Here is a 14,791-nt window from a genome sequence, read left to right on the forward strand (position 1 = left end):
TGATGGGACCAAGCGACACCAAGCCGAAAGAACAATTCGTTCATGGCGTGTTTGAAAGTATAGCAGGTAAATACGATTTGATGAACGATATACTGAGCTTTCGCAGACATAAGGCTTGGCGGAAATTTACGATGAAAAAAATGAACATGCATCGCGGCGATACGGCAATCGATCTTTGCTGTGGCACATGTGACTGGACGCTTGCGATGGCGCGTGCAAGTGAAAGTGGTCACATCGTAGGACTGGATTTTAGTCAGAACATGCTCAATGTTGGCGAGCGTAAGATTACATCAGAATCCCGTGAAAAGCAAATTAAGCTTGTTCAGGGCAACGCGATGGAACTACCTTTTGAAGATAATTCATTTGATTATGCGACGATTGGTTTCGGTCTGCGCAACGTGCCTGACCTGCGCCAAGTGTTACAGGAGATGCAACGAGTCGTCAAACCTGGCGGGCAGGTCGTATGTCTGGAATTGTCCAAACCTACTTGGCAGCCGTTCAAGGGGATTTACTACACATATTTTCAACACATCTTGCCCATGCTCGGCAAATTGTTCGCCAAACGTTATGAGCAGTATAAATGGCTCCCTGATTCGTTGGCGCTTTTTCCAGGAAGGGATGAATTGGCTGGCATCTTCCGTGAAGTCGGATTGAAGGATGTCCAGGCTCATTCTCTCACCGGAGGCATTGCGGCATTGCACATTGGAATCAAGGAGAGTCAGCATGTTTAAGAAAATTGCTATTTTTTTGGAAATGATTAAAATTGAACATACCTTATTTGCGCTCCCATTTGCATTCATGGGGGCTGTATTGGGGTCTGTTGTCGTGACAGGCAACCTTCCCTCCTGGCCGCAGATCGGCTGGATCCTGCTAGCTATGGTTGGCGCACGTAGCGCGGCTTTTGGCTTCAATCGTATGATTGACCGGGTGATTGACGGGAAAAATCCGCGCACAGCAGGACGCGCTATCCCGGCGGGGTTGCTCAAATCGAGCGAAGTGGTGATTTTCATTATCGTCAGTTTGGTGTTGTTATTCTGGGCATCATTCAAGTTAAGTCCGCTGGCGTTTAAGCTGTTTCCGCTGGCCTTTTTTATGCTCGTTTTTTATTCTTACACCAAGCGTTTCACTTGGCTTTGCCATATTGTACTTGGTCTGACCATTGGTTTGGCGCCACTAGGCGCGTGGGTTGCAGTAACGGGACAAATAGATCTGACCGCTATCGTACTATATCTCACGATTGCATTTTGGACGGCGGGATTTGATGTAATTTATGCTTGTCAGGATATAGATTTTGACCAAAACGAAGGAGTTTATTCTATTCCTGCCCGTTTTGGTGTAGCAGGTGCGCTGAACATCGCTCGGGCATTCCACGTCATTACGGCGATCGGATTTATTGTATTGTTCTTTATTGCAGATTTAAGCTGGTGGTATCTGGCGGGCATGATTATTTCGTACATTATTTTATTTTATGAACACTATATCGTATCTCCAAAAGATTTGAGTCGATTGCAGACGGCATTCTTTACTATGAACGGTGTACTTAGCACTGTCGTATTTGCCTTTACACTGATTGATTTGGTGGTGCGTCAATACTAATGAATAATCAGGTGAGCGGACATCAAGGCAAACGAATCGTTATTGGCATTACAGGCGCGAGCGGAAGCATTTATGGTGTGCGACTGGTAGAGACTCTGCTGGACTTGCAATACACAGTTCACCTGATCGTTTCCAATGCTGGCTGGCGGGTGTTGAAAGAGGAGTTGGGCTGGAATGTGACTGACCGGGAAGGGGCTTTGAATGAACAATTCGGAGGCCGTCCCGGTTCTCTTGTATACCATCCGTTCACAGATATTGGAGCTTCGATTGCGAGCGGCTCTTATTTGGTGGATGCGATGATTATCATGCCATGCTCGATGGGGACGTTGTCAGCAGTGGCACTCGGTTCGTCCGATAATCTCATGGCGAGGGCAGCGGACGTGATGATGAAGGAAGGTCGTCCGCTGATCCTTGTGCCTCGTGAGACGCCTCTACATGCCATTCATTTGGAAAACATGCTTAAGCTTGCGAGACTCGGCGTCAAAATGATTCCGGCTATGCCGGCTTTTTACTTTCATCCCAAGACGCTGGATGATATTGTGCTGTTCCTCGTAGGCAAAGTATTGGACAGCTTGCGTATAGAACATCAATTGTTTACGAGATGGGGGGATTCCGATGCCGACACCGGACACCAAGACAATCACAATCGGAAAAATTAAATATACAAACGCTTGGCCTATTTTTCATTTTTTTAATCCTTCTAAGCTTCTCCATTCGGCGGAGATGGTATCTAAAGTTCCGGCTGAATTGAATCGAGGTATGCTGACTGGAAGTTTGGATATTAGTGCGATGTCTTCCTTTGCGTATGCATCGGGTGCTGAGGAAATGCTATTGTTGCCAGATTTATCCGTCAGTGCAGATGGTCCTGTGCAATCCATTTTACTATTTTCACGCAAGCCGCTGGACGAAATCAAAAACGGAACCATTGCACTTACGAATACGTCTGCTACATCCGTGAATTTGTTGAAAATTTTGATGCAAAAGGCATGGGAAGGTCAACCTTCCTATTTTGACTGTGAACCGGATCTTGACTTGATGCTGGAACAGGCAGATGCAGGGCTATTGATTGGAGATCACGCGATTAAGGCATCTTGGCGAAGTGAAGATTTGTATGTTACGGACCTCGGAGAAGAGTGGAAGCGCTGGACGGGCTACAGTATGACTTTTGCTGTATGGGCAGTACGACGTGCTGTTGCTGCTCAGAATCCTGCCGCGGTGGCTGAAATTGCGAGTGCGTTCCGCGCAAGCAAGCAGCGTAGTCTGTCGGACCTGACGCCTGTTATTTCTGAAGCATGCGAGGAAATTGGAGGTCTGCGAGATTATTGGGAGCGCTACTTTACTAATCTGTGTTATGATTTTGGAGAGAAGCAACAACAAGGTTTAGAGCTTTATTTTCAGTATGCGCATGAACTGGGGCTGCTTGACCGACGAGTGAAGCCGCTTCTCTGGAGTGACAATACGCTGACACGGGTGAAAGAATGAAACGATTGGATTTGTTTGGTTTATTAAAGAAGGATATGAACTTTATAGAAGAAGAGTTGTACCGCAGTATCGACAGTACGGAGCCGTTGATTAATGATACGTCGCTTCATTTGCTTAAAGCAGGGGGCAAGCGTTTGCGTCCCGTATTTGTATTGCTGGGAGGCAAGTTTGGAGAATATGATCTGGACAAGCTCAAGCGTATAGCGGTACCTCTAGAACTGATTCATTCTGCCTCTCTCGTTCACGACGATGTGATTGACGATGCGGAAATGAGACGCGGTCAACCCACCGTGAAGTCCAAATGGGACAATCGGGTGGCTATGTACACCGGAGACTACATATATGCACGTGCGCTGTCTATTGCTGCTGGACTGCCGAATCCCGACATTCACCGGGTTCTGTCTAAAGCGCTGGTGCAGATGTCCATTGGTGAAATGGAACAGATTCGTGATTTTTTTAATGTGGATCAGAGTGTGCGTAATTATTTGCTTCGCATACGGCGCAAAACAGCATTGTTGATTGCGGTTAGCTGCCAGTTGGGAGCTATGGCTGCAGGGGCACGAGAAAGTATCAATTCCCTGCTGTACAGCTATGGCTATAACGTAGGTATGGCTTTTCAAATTCAGGATGATCTGCTCGATCTGTGTGGCACGGAAAAAAAGATTGGCAAGCCGCCGGGCAGCGATATGAGACAGGGGAATATTACGCTTCCGGTGATTTATGCGCTCGAACAGCCTGAGCTGCGTGCAGATCTACTGGCCGAAATCCGCCGCATTCAGGATGGGGATGGGCAAGGAGATGCACGCAAAGCGGTGGATATGATCAAAAAAAGTGAAGGAATCGCTAAAGCTGAAATTCTCGCCGACCGATATATTAATAAAGCGCTAAACGCGCTGGACTTACTACCGGATGTCAAAACAAAAAAGACGCTACGCGATATTGCTCATTTTGTAACACGCCGCTCCTACTAAAGTTGTGTTTTGGGTTTGCTGTGACAAAATACTTTAACCGTTTCCAAGCTTTCTGTTACAATACAGTTTAGTACTGTATAAATACATTAGATTGGATTGGGAGTGAGCCGATGGATCGTACTTTTTTGATGGTTAAACCGGATGGTGTACAACGTGGACTGATTGGACGTATCATCAGTCGTCTGGAAGACAAAGGCTTCAAAATGGCGGCTGGCAAGCTTGTGCAAGTATCAAGAGAACAGGCAGAACGGCATTATGCAGAGCATGTGGGCAAGCCTTTTTTTGAAGAGCTTGTAGGCTTTATCACATCAGGCCCTGTGTTTGCTATGGTATGGGAAGGGGATAACATCGTTACGCTCTCCCGCTTGTTGATTGGTAAAACACAAGTAACCGAAGCTCTTCCGGGCACAATTCGTGGAGACTTTGCAGCACATACACCGTTTAACCTCATTCATGGTTCAGATTCACCGGAGAGCGCAGAGCGCGAGATTGCAAATTTTTTCCTGCCGGAAGAATCCGTTCGGTATGAAAAAAGTGTGGCGACCTGGGTATAAGTTTAATTACGTATGAAGAAGGATGGTAGCATGACGGATATGGAACTGGGTCAGACGGACCCCGATTACACAGCGTTTATCCGCAAAATCAAGGACAGCACAGGTATTGATCTTGCACAATACAAAGAAGCACAGATGAAAAGGCGGTTAACTACGCTTCGCAACAAAAACGGGTTTCCCAGTTTTGTTTCTTTTTATGATGCCATGATGAAGGAAAAACCTCTATTCTATGAATTTCTGGATCGGATGACGATCAATGTTTCGGAATTTTGGCGAAATCCCAATCGGTGGGAAGTGCTGCGGGATACAATCTTACCACAACTGCTTGTAGGAAAGCAGAAGCTTAAGCTGTGGAGTGCGGCCTGCTCGACTGGTGAAGAGCCTTATAGCCTGGCTATGGTTCTCGACGGTAAAGGGATTTTAGGAAATTGCTCCATTACAGCTTCCGACATTGATGATGGTGCATTGGCAAAAGCCAAGGAAGGTAAATATTTGGAGCGTTCGCTCAAGGATGTACCTGAGCAGGTAGCTAGCAAATATTTCAAGCCGGATGGTGCGATGTATCGAATTGATGACCGTTTAAAACAAGCCGTGAAATTTCAAAAGCAAAACTTGCTGCTGGATCGGTTTGAGGATGGCTATGATCTTATCATCTGTCGAAATGTAATGATTTATTTTACAGAAGAGGCCAAACATACGTTGTATCAAAAGTTTGCAGCCAGTCTTCGTCCCGGCGGTGTGTTATTTGTCGGTAGCACAGAGCAAATCTTTTCTCCTAACCAATATGGTCTGGAATCGACGGAAACCTTTTTTTATCGCAAAAAAGCATAAGCCTGCGTATATCATCCAAAGTTTTGTAGGAACTTATTCATATCTTTGAGTAATTGATGGTTGGCTTATCAACAAAGCACGTCCTTTAGCCCCTTTGGCTAAGAGGCGTGTTTTTGTTTATCTGCATACACGTGGCTTTTCTTGTCAAAGAAAGGTGCGTATACTATAATGAAGCACAGTTAAAGATTTTAGCGATGCACAGTTTAACAGTTTAAAGGGGGAACGCGTCATGAGTTTACGTTATTTAACCGCGGGGGAAACGCATGGTCCCCAGCTAACTGCCATTGTAGAGGGTATGCCGAGCAATTTAAAATTGGATTTTGAGGAATTGAATTTTCAGCTGCACCGTCGTCAGAAAGGATATGGACGGGGTCGGCGTATGCAGATTGAAAAAGATACGGCGAAAATTGCCGGAGGCGTACGTCACGGCTACACCACGGGTGCACCGATTGCGCTGGTTGTGGAAAATAACGATTGGAAGCACTGGCAGAACATTATGAATATTGAGCCTATTGAAGGCAGTGATGAAGAAAAACGTCGGGTTCACCGTCCACGTCCGGGTCATGCGGATTTGAATGGCGGAATGAAATACAACCTGAAGGATCTTCGTAACGTGCTGGAGCGCTCCAGTGCACGCGAAACAGCAATTCGTGTGGCCTGCGGCGGTTTGGCCCGTCAATTGCTGGCTGAGTTCGGAATCAAGGTGGCAGGTCAGGTCATCCGCATTGGGGAAATCGAAGCTCCTTACCGTGATCTGCCGATTGATGAGCTGATTGCCGTGACAGAAGCCTCTTCGGTGAGAGTAACCGATCCAGAAACCGAAAAGAAAATGGAAGCATATATTGATCTGATCAAGCAAGAAGGTGATTCAGTCGGTGGGGTAGTGGAATGTATTGTAGAAGGTGTTCCGATTGGTCTGGGCAGTCATGTACAGTATGATCGGAAGCTGGATGCACGTATTGCACAAGGCGTCATGTCGATTAATGCATTTAAAGGCGTGGAAATCGGCATCGGCTTTGAAGCAGGAGAATTGCGCGGTTCGCAGGTGCATGACGAGATCCTATATGATGAGGAACGTGGATATCACCGTCGTACCAATCGTTTGGGTGGTTTTGAGGGTGGCATGACGAATGGAATGCCAGTTGTGGTTCGTGGCGTAATGAAGCCGATCCCTACACTCTACAAGCCTCTGCAAAGCGTCGACATTGATACAAAGGAAGCGTTCACTGCACAGGTTGAGCGTTCGGATGCATGTGCAGTACCCGCGGCTAGCGTAGTTATGGAGCATGTGGTAGCTTGGGAGATTGCGAAAGCTTTGCTAGAAAAATTCGGCGGGGATTCGATTGAAGAGATTCGTGCGAATATTGCATCCTACGAAGAACAACTGGGGCGGTACTAAGATGAGTACGCTGACGGTACAGCTTGGGGAACGTTCTTATCCTATTCATATCGGACGAGGGCTGCTACATCGAGCCGGAGAGTTGTTGAAGGAACGAGGAATTGCGCAAAAAAGCCCGTTGTTGATTGTTTCTGACGAAAATGTAGCGGGATTCTACTTGGCAACATTGGAGAGCAATTTTCAGGCATCGGGTTACAAGACAGTGTCCTTTGTCGTTAAGCCAGGTGAAACTTCCAAGTCGCTTGCTGTATTTGAGCAGGTCATAACAGCAGCCATTGAGGGAGGTTTGGATCGCAATTCAGCCGTTATTGCACTTGGTGGTGGTGTAGTGGGTGATTTGGCTGGATTTGTGGCAGCTTCTTATATGAGAGGTGTCAAGTTTGTACAGATCCCCACTACGATCCTTGCCCATGATAGTAGCGTGGGCGGTAAGGTCGGCATCAACCATCCTTTGGCAAAGAATATGATAGGAGCCTTCCATCAACCGGAACTTGTGTTATATGACGTAGATACGTTGTCTACCTTGCCTCCTCGTGAGGTATCTGCGGGGCTTGCTGAAATGATCAAGCATGGTTTGATCTGGGATGCTGATTTCGCCCAGTGGTGCCATGACCATGCGACTGATTTGCTTGCGCTGGATGCGACAGCTCTGGAGTACGGTCTGGAAAAGGGATGTTCCGTAAAAGCCGAAGTGGTGTCGCGCGATGAACGAGAAAATGATTTGCGCGCTATTCTAAACCTAGGTCATACGATTGGTCATGCGATTGAAGCCATTGCGGGATATGGTGAGTTTTTACACGGGGAAGCCATTTCTATTGGTATGGTCGGCTCCGCACTTTTGGGCGTGAAGCTGGGGGCAGATCCTTCTTTGGTAGATGAAACGAAGGAGATGTTGTCTTCGCTATGGCTACCGACCTCCCTTCCGTCACATCTCGATACAGATCGGCTGCTGGACGCGATGATGCATGACAAAAAGTTCAAAGAAGGCAGCATTACTTTTGTCGTCCCACGTAGCATCGGGCACGTGGAGGTTGTGAAGGATATTTCCGTCTCTTACATCCGACAAGTTATTGAACAGTTAAAAGAGGGGGCGTAACGATGTACAATCGGGGAATTCGTGGCGCGACGACCGTAGTGAATAATGAAGAAAACGAAATTTTGGAAGCAACATGCCAACTACTGGAGGAAATTGTATCCTACAATGAAATTCAGCCGGAGGATATTAGTAACGTATGGATTACGGTGACCCATGACCTGGATACTGCCTTTCCAGCCAAGGCCATTCGTCAGCTTGATGGCTGGGATATGGTTCCGCTCATGTGTGCATTAGAAATTCCTGTGGCAGGCAGTTTACCCAAGTGCATCCGTTTGATGGTACAGGTGAACACCGATAAATCCCAGCGGGAAATTAAACATGTATATTTGAACGGAGCGCAGGCGTTAAGACCGGATCTGGCTTCCCAAGGGAAATAAGCGCCCGTTTTTAAAGTTGATGGTTGCCAAAGTAACATCCCATGAGATATAGTGTGTGTAGCAGAGTTAAGTAGAGTAGAGTTAGCCAGAGACAGAGTTGAGATGAGAAGAGTGCAGCCTTAGCCAATTCCATATGAGATTACAGAGACCGGCGGTAGCAGGTAAGCTTTTGTCTATGAAGAGATATTCTTCTACAGAGAAGCTTATTTGAAGCAACCTGCGTGTTTATACAAAAGGGATGAGTGTATACTTATCTATTTGCTGTAGTCATTTACATATGGAGCATTCTTATAATTTCAATAACTGACAGCCTCTACCTTACCGGTAGAGGCTTTTTTATATTCTCTCCTATGGTTCTGCGCCAATTTGGAAAGGAAGTGATCTCATGTTAACGCCGCATGTGGAGCAAGTGATAACGATGGCGAATGAATTTAACCTGATTCCTGTGTACAAAAAAGTGCTGGCTGATATGGAGACGCCGATTCGGATTTTCCGTCGGTATGCCGAGCGGGACCGTGCCTTTCTGCTAGAGAGTGTAGAGGGAGGCGAACAGTGGGCGCGACATTCATTCATCGGTACAGATCCGTTTCTAATGGTCTCGGGTAAAAAAGGACGTTTGATATTGGAACAACACGGTAAACGGCAAATATTAAACGACAAGCCGATTGAAGCGCTCAAAGCATTGCTTCACAAATACCGTAGTCCGAAACTGAAAGAAATGCCTCCATTTACAGGCGGGGCTATCGGATTTTTTGGATATGACCTGCTTCAATATTATGAAAAGCTACCAGAGCATTCGGTAGATGATTTGAATATGGATGATATTCGTTTTATGTTCTGCGATCAAGTCATTGTTTTTGATCATGTGAAGCAGCAAATTTTGCTGGTCGGCAATGTTCATGTAGGCGAAGGGTTCCGCGATGAGGACATTCGTGCTGCTTATGCTGACGTGGAACGCAAGTTGGAGGAAACGGCACAGTATTTGCGCAAGCAGGCCCCACCGGAGCGATTAGGATCAGCCTCCATTCCTGATGATGTGGAACTGGGTGAGATCCAATCCAATGTGACGAAGGAACAGTTTATATCAAACGTAGAGCAGGCGAAGGAGTATATCCGCTCCGGTGATATTTTTCAGGTTGTACTATCCCAGCGTTTTCACATTGATACAGAGGCCTCACCTTTACAGGTATACCGCGTGCTGCGCACGATGAACCCGTCGCCATATATGTATTATTTGAAAATGGATGACGAGATCATCGTAGGCACTTCGCCTGAGGCACTCGTCAAGGTGGAAAACGGCCGGGTAGAGACCCGTCCTATTGCAGGAACGAGACCGCGTGGGGTAACGGAGACAGAAGATGTGGCACTTGCTGAAGAACTGTTAAACGATGAAAAAGAACGTGCAGAACATCTGATGCTGGTCGATTTGGGAAGAAATGATTTGGGCCGTGTATCACAGTTTGGCACAGTCAAATGCGATACGTTTATGGAGATTGAACGCTATTCTCACGTCATGCACATTGTATCCAATGTGTCGGGTGAGCTACGTGAGGACAAAGATTTTTTCGATGCTTTCCTGTCTTGTCTGCCAGCCGGCACCGTATCGGGGGCTCCGAAGCTACGAGCCATGGAGATTATTGCTGAGTTGGAGCGGGAAGCACGCGGACCCTATGCAGGGGCGATTGGATATTTAGGCTTCTCAGGCAATATGGACGCTTGCATTACGATTCGCACGATTGTGTTTAAAAAGAACCGGGCCTATGTCCAGGCAGGCGCTGGAATTGTGTGGGACTCGGTTCCGGAAAGCGAGTATCAGGAGACGGTGAACAAAGCGAAGGCATTGCTGAAGGCAATCCGTACGGCAGAAGTGATGTTCCCGGCAACGACACAGCCCTATAACAGCGTCATCAACCAGGATTACTTGTACACTCCGTAACACACAAAAATCTGATTTTGAGGAGGAGACGACAATGGAACGACATGACATGATGCAAGTGGGGTTAAGCCGGATCATTGAGGGACAGCATCTTTCGCGTACGGAGGCCCGTAGCGTAATGGAAGAGATTATGAGTGGAAGTGCTACACAGGCACAAATTGGCGGGCTGCTGACGGCTCTTCGCCTCAAAGGGGAAACGGTAGATGAAATCACTGGTTTTGCCGAGGCTATGCGTAGCTACGCTAGTCCAGTGCAAGCTGAAGAAGGCAGCGGTCGTCTGCTGGACACATGTGGAACCGGAGGTTCAGGGATTCACAAGTTTAATATTTCCACGATATCCGCGATCATCGCAGCTTCGGTGTCTGTACGGGTAGCAAAGCATGGCAATCGTTCTGCAAGTGGCCGTGCCGGGAGCGCTGATGTCCTGGAGGCATTGGGAGTCAACATTCATTTGACGAGTGAGCAGGCTAGGTCATGTCTGGACCGAATCGGCATCTGCTTTTTATTCGCACAGCTGTATCATCCGTCTATGAAGCATGCCGCCGCGCCGCGCCGCGAGCTGGGTGTGCGGACGGTATTCAATATGCTAGGTCCTTTGACGAATCCGGCTGGTGCGGATCGGCAGCTGTTGGGCATTTATGACGCCAACAAAACGGAAGTCATTGCCGAGGTATTGAAGCAGCTCGGCTCCAAACGGGCCATGGTTGTCAGTAGTCTGGATGGGCTAGATGAAATTAGTATTTCAGCTGCGACACGAGTATCCGAACTGAAGGACGGCAAGGTTCACACGTTCGAGCTTCATCCGTCGGATCTGGGCTTGCAGACGCATTCTCTTGATCAGGTGCTGGGCGGCGACGCACAGGTTAACGCAGATATCATACGACGAATTTTAAACGGAGAGCATGGAGCTTATCGGGATGTTGTGTTAGCGAATGCAGGAGCGTGCATTTATGTATCAGGTGCAGCGGCTACCTTGACGGACGGAGTAGCACGAGCGGCAGAAGCTATTGACTCGGGACTGGCACTTTCTAAGCTGGATCAATTAATACAGGCAACGGGGGAATATCAATATGTATCTTGACAAAATTGTGGTGACGAAGCGACAAGAAGTGGAGCAGCTTAAGGAGCATTTTCAAATAAGTAAAGCCGAACGATTAATTGCTGATTTACCTGCGACGAGAGGATTCGAAAATGCGATCGCGAACAGACGCAATCGTCCGCTCGGACTGATTGCTGAGGTGAAGAAGGCTTCCCCATCCAAAGGGCTGATTCGACCGGATTTCCATCCGGTGGACATTGCACGTGCATATGAGGGAGCAGGAGCGGATTGCATTTCTGTACTGACAGATGTGACGTATTTTCAGGGGAGCCCTGAATATTTACAGCAAATTCGCGATCAGGTGAAGATTCCGCTCCTGCGAAAGGATTTTATCATTGATGAACGGCAAATATATGAAGCTCGTCTGCTGGGAGCGGATGCGGTGCTATTGATTGCCGCTATCCTGGAACCCCGTGTATTAGGATCCTTTTTACAGATTGCCAAGGACCTCGGGCTGGACGCGTTGGTAGAGGTGCATGACAGTGAGGAGCTTAAAGCGGTGCTGGAGCTGGGGACAGCAACCTTAATTGGCGTAAATAACCGAAATCTGCGGACATTCGAGACTCGTCTCCAGACGACAGAGGAGCTGATCTCACTAATTCCTAAAGGGGTTACGTTTATCAGTGAGAGCGGAATTGCGGGACCGGAAGATGTTAATTATCTGCATTCGGTAGGTGCACACGGTATCTTGGTGGGGGAGCATCTGATGCGCAAGGAAGATGTAGGACAGGCTGTAGCCGAATTGATGGACGGGGTTAAAGCATGAACAAAACGGGCATAAAAATTTGTGGACTTCAAAGCGTTGAAGTGCTAAAATCTATTGTAAACTTACCGGTCGATTATATAGGTTTTGTGTTTGCTGACAGCAAGCGCCGGATTGACGGCGTACAGGCTGGAAAGCTGCTTCGCGTATTAGATGAATGGACCTCAGGCAGCAGACCGCGCAGCGTGGGTGTATTTGTGAACCCTGGTGATGCACTGTTAAATGATGTGATGGAGAAAGCACCCTTGGATGTCATACAGCTGCATGGACAGGAGAGTCCGCAGCGCTGTCGGGAGATTAGGGAGCATTTTGGTATACAGGTATTCAAGGCATGGTCTGTGGACAGTCAAGGACAAACAGAACGCTCGGCGGACGAATTGGATGCCTATGTCGGGACAATTGACGCTTTATTGCTGGATACATACGATCCCCTGTATGGCGGCGGCTCCGGAAAAACGTTTGCGTGGGATCGAATTCCTGCCTATCAGGCTTGGACCCATCAATATGGAATTCCTTTGTTTGTAGCCGGCGGGTTGACTGCCGATAATGCGGAAAAGCTGGTTCATGAGTATCATCCCCATGGGCTGGATGTATCCAGCGGTGTAGAGACGAACGGAGTCAAGGACATTGCAAAAATCACAGCATTTGTGGAAAGGGTGAAGCAGGCATGACACAATTACCTGATAACAACGGACGTTTTGGAACATTTGGAGGACGTTTTGTACCGGAAACGTTGATGAACGCACTGATTGAATTGGAGGAATCCTACCGTAAGTACGCGGATGATCCCGAGTTTAAAGCAGAGTTGAACGGGCTCCTTAAGGACTATTCTGGTCGGGAAACGCCGCTTTATCATGCGGAGCGTCTGAGTCAGCATTTGGGCGGAGCTAAAATTTACTTGAAGCGCGAAGATTTAAATCATACCGGTGCCCACAAAATCAATAATGCATTAGCTCAGGGATTGCTGGCGAAGCGTATGGGGAAACAGAAGGTCATTGCTGAAACAGGCGCAGGACAGCATGGTGTCGCGACAGCGACTGTGGCTGCGTTGCTCGGATTGGAATGCAAGGTGTTTATGGGCGAAGAGGATACTGTGCGCCAGCAGCTGAACGTCTTTCGGATGCAGCTTTTGGGTGCAGAGGTCATTCCGGTGACATCAGGTACACGTACACTTAAGGATGCAGGGAATGAAGCTTTGCGTTACTGGGTCAGCCATGTCCATGATACGTTCTATATTTTGGGTTCAGCTGTCGGCCCACATCCGTATCCGATGATGGTGCGGGACTTCCAACGCGTGATTGGTGATGAAACACGTCGCCAGATCCTAGAGAAGGAAGGCAGACTTCCGGATGTCATCGTGGCAGCGATCGGTGGCGGAAGCAATGCCATCGGCATGTTTTATCCTTTTATTGAGGATCAGGGTGTCGCATTGATTGGCGTGGAGGCCGCTGGAAAAGGTGTCGAAACGGAATTCCATGCAGCTACGATGACCAAGGGAACACAAGGGGTCTTCCAAGGCTCTATGAGTTATCTGCTTCAGGATGAGTACGGACAAGTGCAACCTGCGCATTCCATCTCGGCTGGATTAGATTATCCAGGTGTTGGACCGGAGCATTCATACCTGAAAGATATTGAGCGGGCCAAGTATGTTCCGATCACGGATCAGGAAGCGCTGGACGCGCTTCAGCTCCTCTGCCGTACCGAAGGAATACTTCCTGCATTAGAGTCGGCACATGCTGTTGCGCAGGTCGTCAAGCTGGCACCTACGTTGACGGCAGATGATATTATCGTTATTTGTTTGTCTGGACGCGGGGATAAAGATGTGGACTCCATTATCAAGTATTTGGGAGGAAAACCGTCATGAATTTAATTGATCAGGCGTTTGGTCGCCTTAAAAATGAAGGCAAAACGGCATTAATCCCTTTTCTGACGGTAGGCGACCCGGATGTGGATACTACAATAGAGATCATTCGGCAGTTAGAGTCGGCCGGAGCTGACATATTGGAACTGGGTGTACCCTATTCCGACCCGCTGGCTGACGGTCCTGTAATTCAGCGCGCGTCTGAGCGTGCACTGAAACGGCAAATTTCCATTCGCACGTGCATGAAGACAGCTTCTCTGGCCAGGGCGGCAGGTTCAAGTCTGCCTTTTATTCTGTTCACGTATTATAACCCTGTATTACAGATGGGTATGGATGCTTTCTTTGCAGGCTTGCAGGAGCACGGTATCAGCGGTCTGATTATTCCGGACCTTCCGCTTGAGGAAGCGGAGGAGCTGGGAGGACGGGCCGCAGAGGTGGGTGTGCATCTGATTCCTCTGGTGGCTCCAACTTCTGAACAGCGGATCGAACGAATTGTCCGTCAGGCCCGTGGATTTGTATACTGTGTATCTTCGCTGGGTGTAACTGGGGAAAGAGCTTCCTTTTTTGAAGGTATAGAGGGCTTTATCGCGCAGGTCAAACGGCATACGGATATTCCGGTAGCGGTCGGTTTTGGGATCTCTACTCAAGAGCAGGTAGCCCGGTTTTCAAACATTTGCGATGGAGTTGTGGTCGGCAGTGCAATTGTACGTCAGGTGGAGGAGGCCATTCCATTGCTGAATGATTCTGCGCGCAGGCAAGAAGGTCTTTTGCAAATTCATAATTTTGTGGCACAATTAAAGCAGTAACTGTCAAAATAGAAAGTAAT

Annotated in this window: 16 protein-coding genes; all 16 read left to right on the forward strand. The window is 48.0% G+C overall.

The annotated features are described in order from the left end of the window. The first annotated feature begins 2 nt into the window (after nt 1–2). The 16 genes from NLX74_RS08145 to trpA all read left to right on the forward strand — a co-directional run bounded on the left by NLX74_RS08145 (nt 3) and on the right by trpA (nt 14,771). Nucleotides 3–731 carry a demethylmenaquinone methyltransferase gene (locus NLX74_RS08145; RefSeq protein WP_254325691.1) on the forward strand — a complete coding sequence of 243 codons (729 nt, stop codon included), beginning with the start codon at nt 3–5 and terminating at the stop codon, nt 729–731. Continuing rightward, a complete protein-coding gene (locus NLX74_RS08150; RefSeq protein ID WP_061829215.1) occupies nt 724–1,596 on the forward strand; it encodes a UbiA-like polyprenyltransferase in 873 nt (290 codons plus the stop codon). Before NLX74_RS08145 ends, NLX74_RS08150 begins: the two co-directional genes overlap by 8 nt. Continuing rightward, nucleotides 1,596–2,255, forward strand: coding sequence for a UbiX family flavin prenyltransferase (locus tag NLX74_RS08155; RefSeq protein ID WP_254328410.1), 660 nt, complete (start codon nt 1,596–1,598; stop codon nt 2,253–2,255). The genes NLX74_RS08150 and NLX74_RS08155 overlap by 1 nt, the downstream gene beginning before the upstream one ends. Next, nucleotides 2,212–3,078, forward strand: coding sequence for a menaquinone biosynthetic enzyme MqnA/MqnD family protein (locus NLX74_RS08160; protein ID WP_235309589.1), 867 nt, complete (start codon nt 2,212–2,214; stop codon nt 3,076–3,078). The genes NLX74_RS08155 and NLX74_RS08160 overlap by 44 nt, the downstream gene beginning before the upstream one ends. Further along, nucleotides 3,075–4,049, forward strand: coding sequence for a polyprenyl synthetase family protein (locus tag NLX74_RS08165; protein WP_061829212.1), 975 nt, complete (start codon nt 3,075–3,077; stop codon nt 4,047–4,049). The genes NLX74_RS08160 and NLX74_RS08165 overlap by 4 nt, the downstream gene beginning before the upstream one ends. A gap of 110 nt (nt 4,050–4,159) precedes the next feature. Next, nucleotides 4,160–4,603: a nucleoside-diphosphate kinase gene (gene ndk, locus NLX74_RS08170; RefSeq protein WP_061829211.1), complete on the forward strand. Its 444-nt coding sequence runs from the start codon at nt 4,160–4,162 to the stop codon at nt 4,601–4,603. Nucleotides 4,604–4,633: 30 nt separating this feature from the next. After that, nucleotides 4,634–5,434, forward strand: coding sequence for a CheR family methyltransferase (locus NLX74_RS08175; RefSeq protein WP_023989169.1), 801 nt, complete (start codon nt 4,634–4,636; stop codon nt 5,432–5,434). Between the two features lie 229 nt (nt 5,435–5,663). Then, nucleotides 5,664–6,833 (forward strand): chorismate synthase, encoded by a 1,170-nt coding sequence (gene aroC, locus NLX74_RS08180; RefSeq protein ID WP_013310720.1) that lies wholly within the window; start codon nt 5,664–5,666, stop codon nt 6,831–6,833. A 1-nt stretch (nt 6,834) separates the two neighbouring features. Continuing rightward, nucleotides 6,835–7,929: a 3-dehydroquinate synthase gene (gene aroB / locus NLX74_RS08185; RefSeq protein WP_254328411.1), complete on the forward strand. Its 1,095-nt coding sequence runs from the start codon at nt 6,835–6,837 to the stop codon at nt 7,927–7,929. Nucleotides 7,930–7,931: 2 nt separating this feature from the next. Beyond that, entirely contained in the window at nt 7,932–8,306 is a 375-nt protein-coding gene (gene aroH / locus NLX74_RS08190) for a chorismate mutase (RefSeq protein WP_013310718.1), read from the forward strand. Nucleotides 8,307–8,691: 385 nt separating this feature from the next. Further along, nucleotides 8,692–10,242 (forward strand): anthranilate synthase component I, encoded by a 1,551-nt coding sequence (gene trpE, locus NLX74_RS08195; RefSeq protein ID WP_254328412.1) that lies wholly within the window; start codon nt 8,692–8,694, stop codon nt 10,240–10,242. 34 nt (nt 10,243–10,276) lie between these two features. After that, the gene (gene trpD, locus NLX74_RS08200) at nt 10,277–11,323 is read left to right on the forward strand and encodes an anthranilate phosphoribosyltransferase (protein WP_254325413.1); all 1,047 of its coding nucleotides are present in this window, start codon (nt 10,277–10,279) and stop codon (nt 11,321–11,323) included. Continuing rightward, a complete protein-coding gene (gene trpC / locus NLX74_RS08205) occupies nt 11,313–12,107 on the forward strand; it encodes an indole-3-glycerol phosphate synthase TrpC (protein WP_254328413.1) in 795 nt (264 codons plus the stop codon). Before trpD ends, trpC begins: the two co-directional genes overlap by 11 nt. Beyond that, nucleotides 12,104–12,775, forward strand: a complete 672-nt coding sequence (locus tag NLX74_RS08210) for a phosphoribosylanthranilate isomerase (RefSeq protein ID WP_254328414.1) — start codon at nt 12,104–12,106, stop codon at nt 12,773–12,775. The genes trpC and NLX74_RS08210 overlap by 4 nt, the downstream gene beginning before the upstream one ends. Next, on the forward strand, nt 12,772–13,968 hold the full coding sequence (gene trpB, locus NLX74_RS08215; RefSeq protein ID WP_250261108.1) for a tryptophan synthase subunit beta: 1,197 nt from the start codon (nt 12,772–12,774) through the stop codon (nt 13,966–13,968). The genes NLX74_RS08210 and trpB overlap by 4 nt, the downstream gene beginning before the upstream one ends. Further along, nucleotides 13,965–14,771, forward strand: a complete 807-nt coding sequence (trpA, locus tag NLX74_RS08220; protein ID WP_250268701.1) for a tryptophan synthase subunit alpha — start codon at nt 13,965–13,967, stop codon at nt 14,769–14,771. Before trpB ends, trpA begins: the two co-directional genes overlap by 4 nt. The last annotated feature ends 20 nt before the right edge of the window (nt 14,772–14,791 follow it).

It is taken from the genome of Paenibacillus sp. MZ03-122A, assembly GCF_024213325.1.
Classification (GTDB): domain Bacteria; phylum Bacillota; class Bacilli; order Paenibacillales; family Paenibacillaceae; genus Paenibacillus; species Paenibacillus polymyxa_B.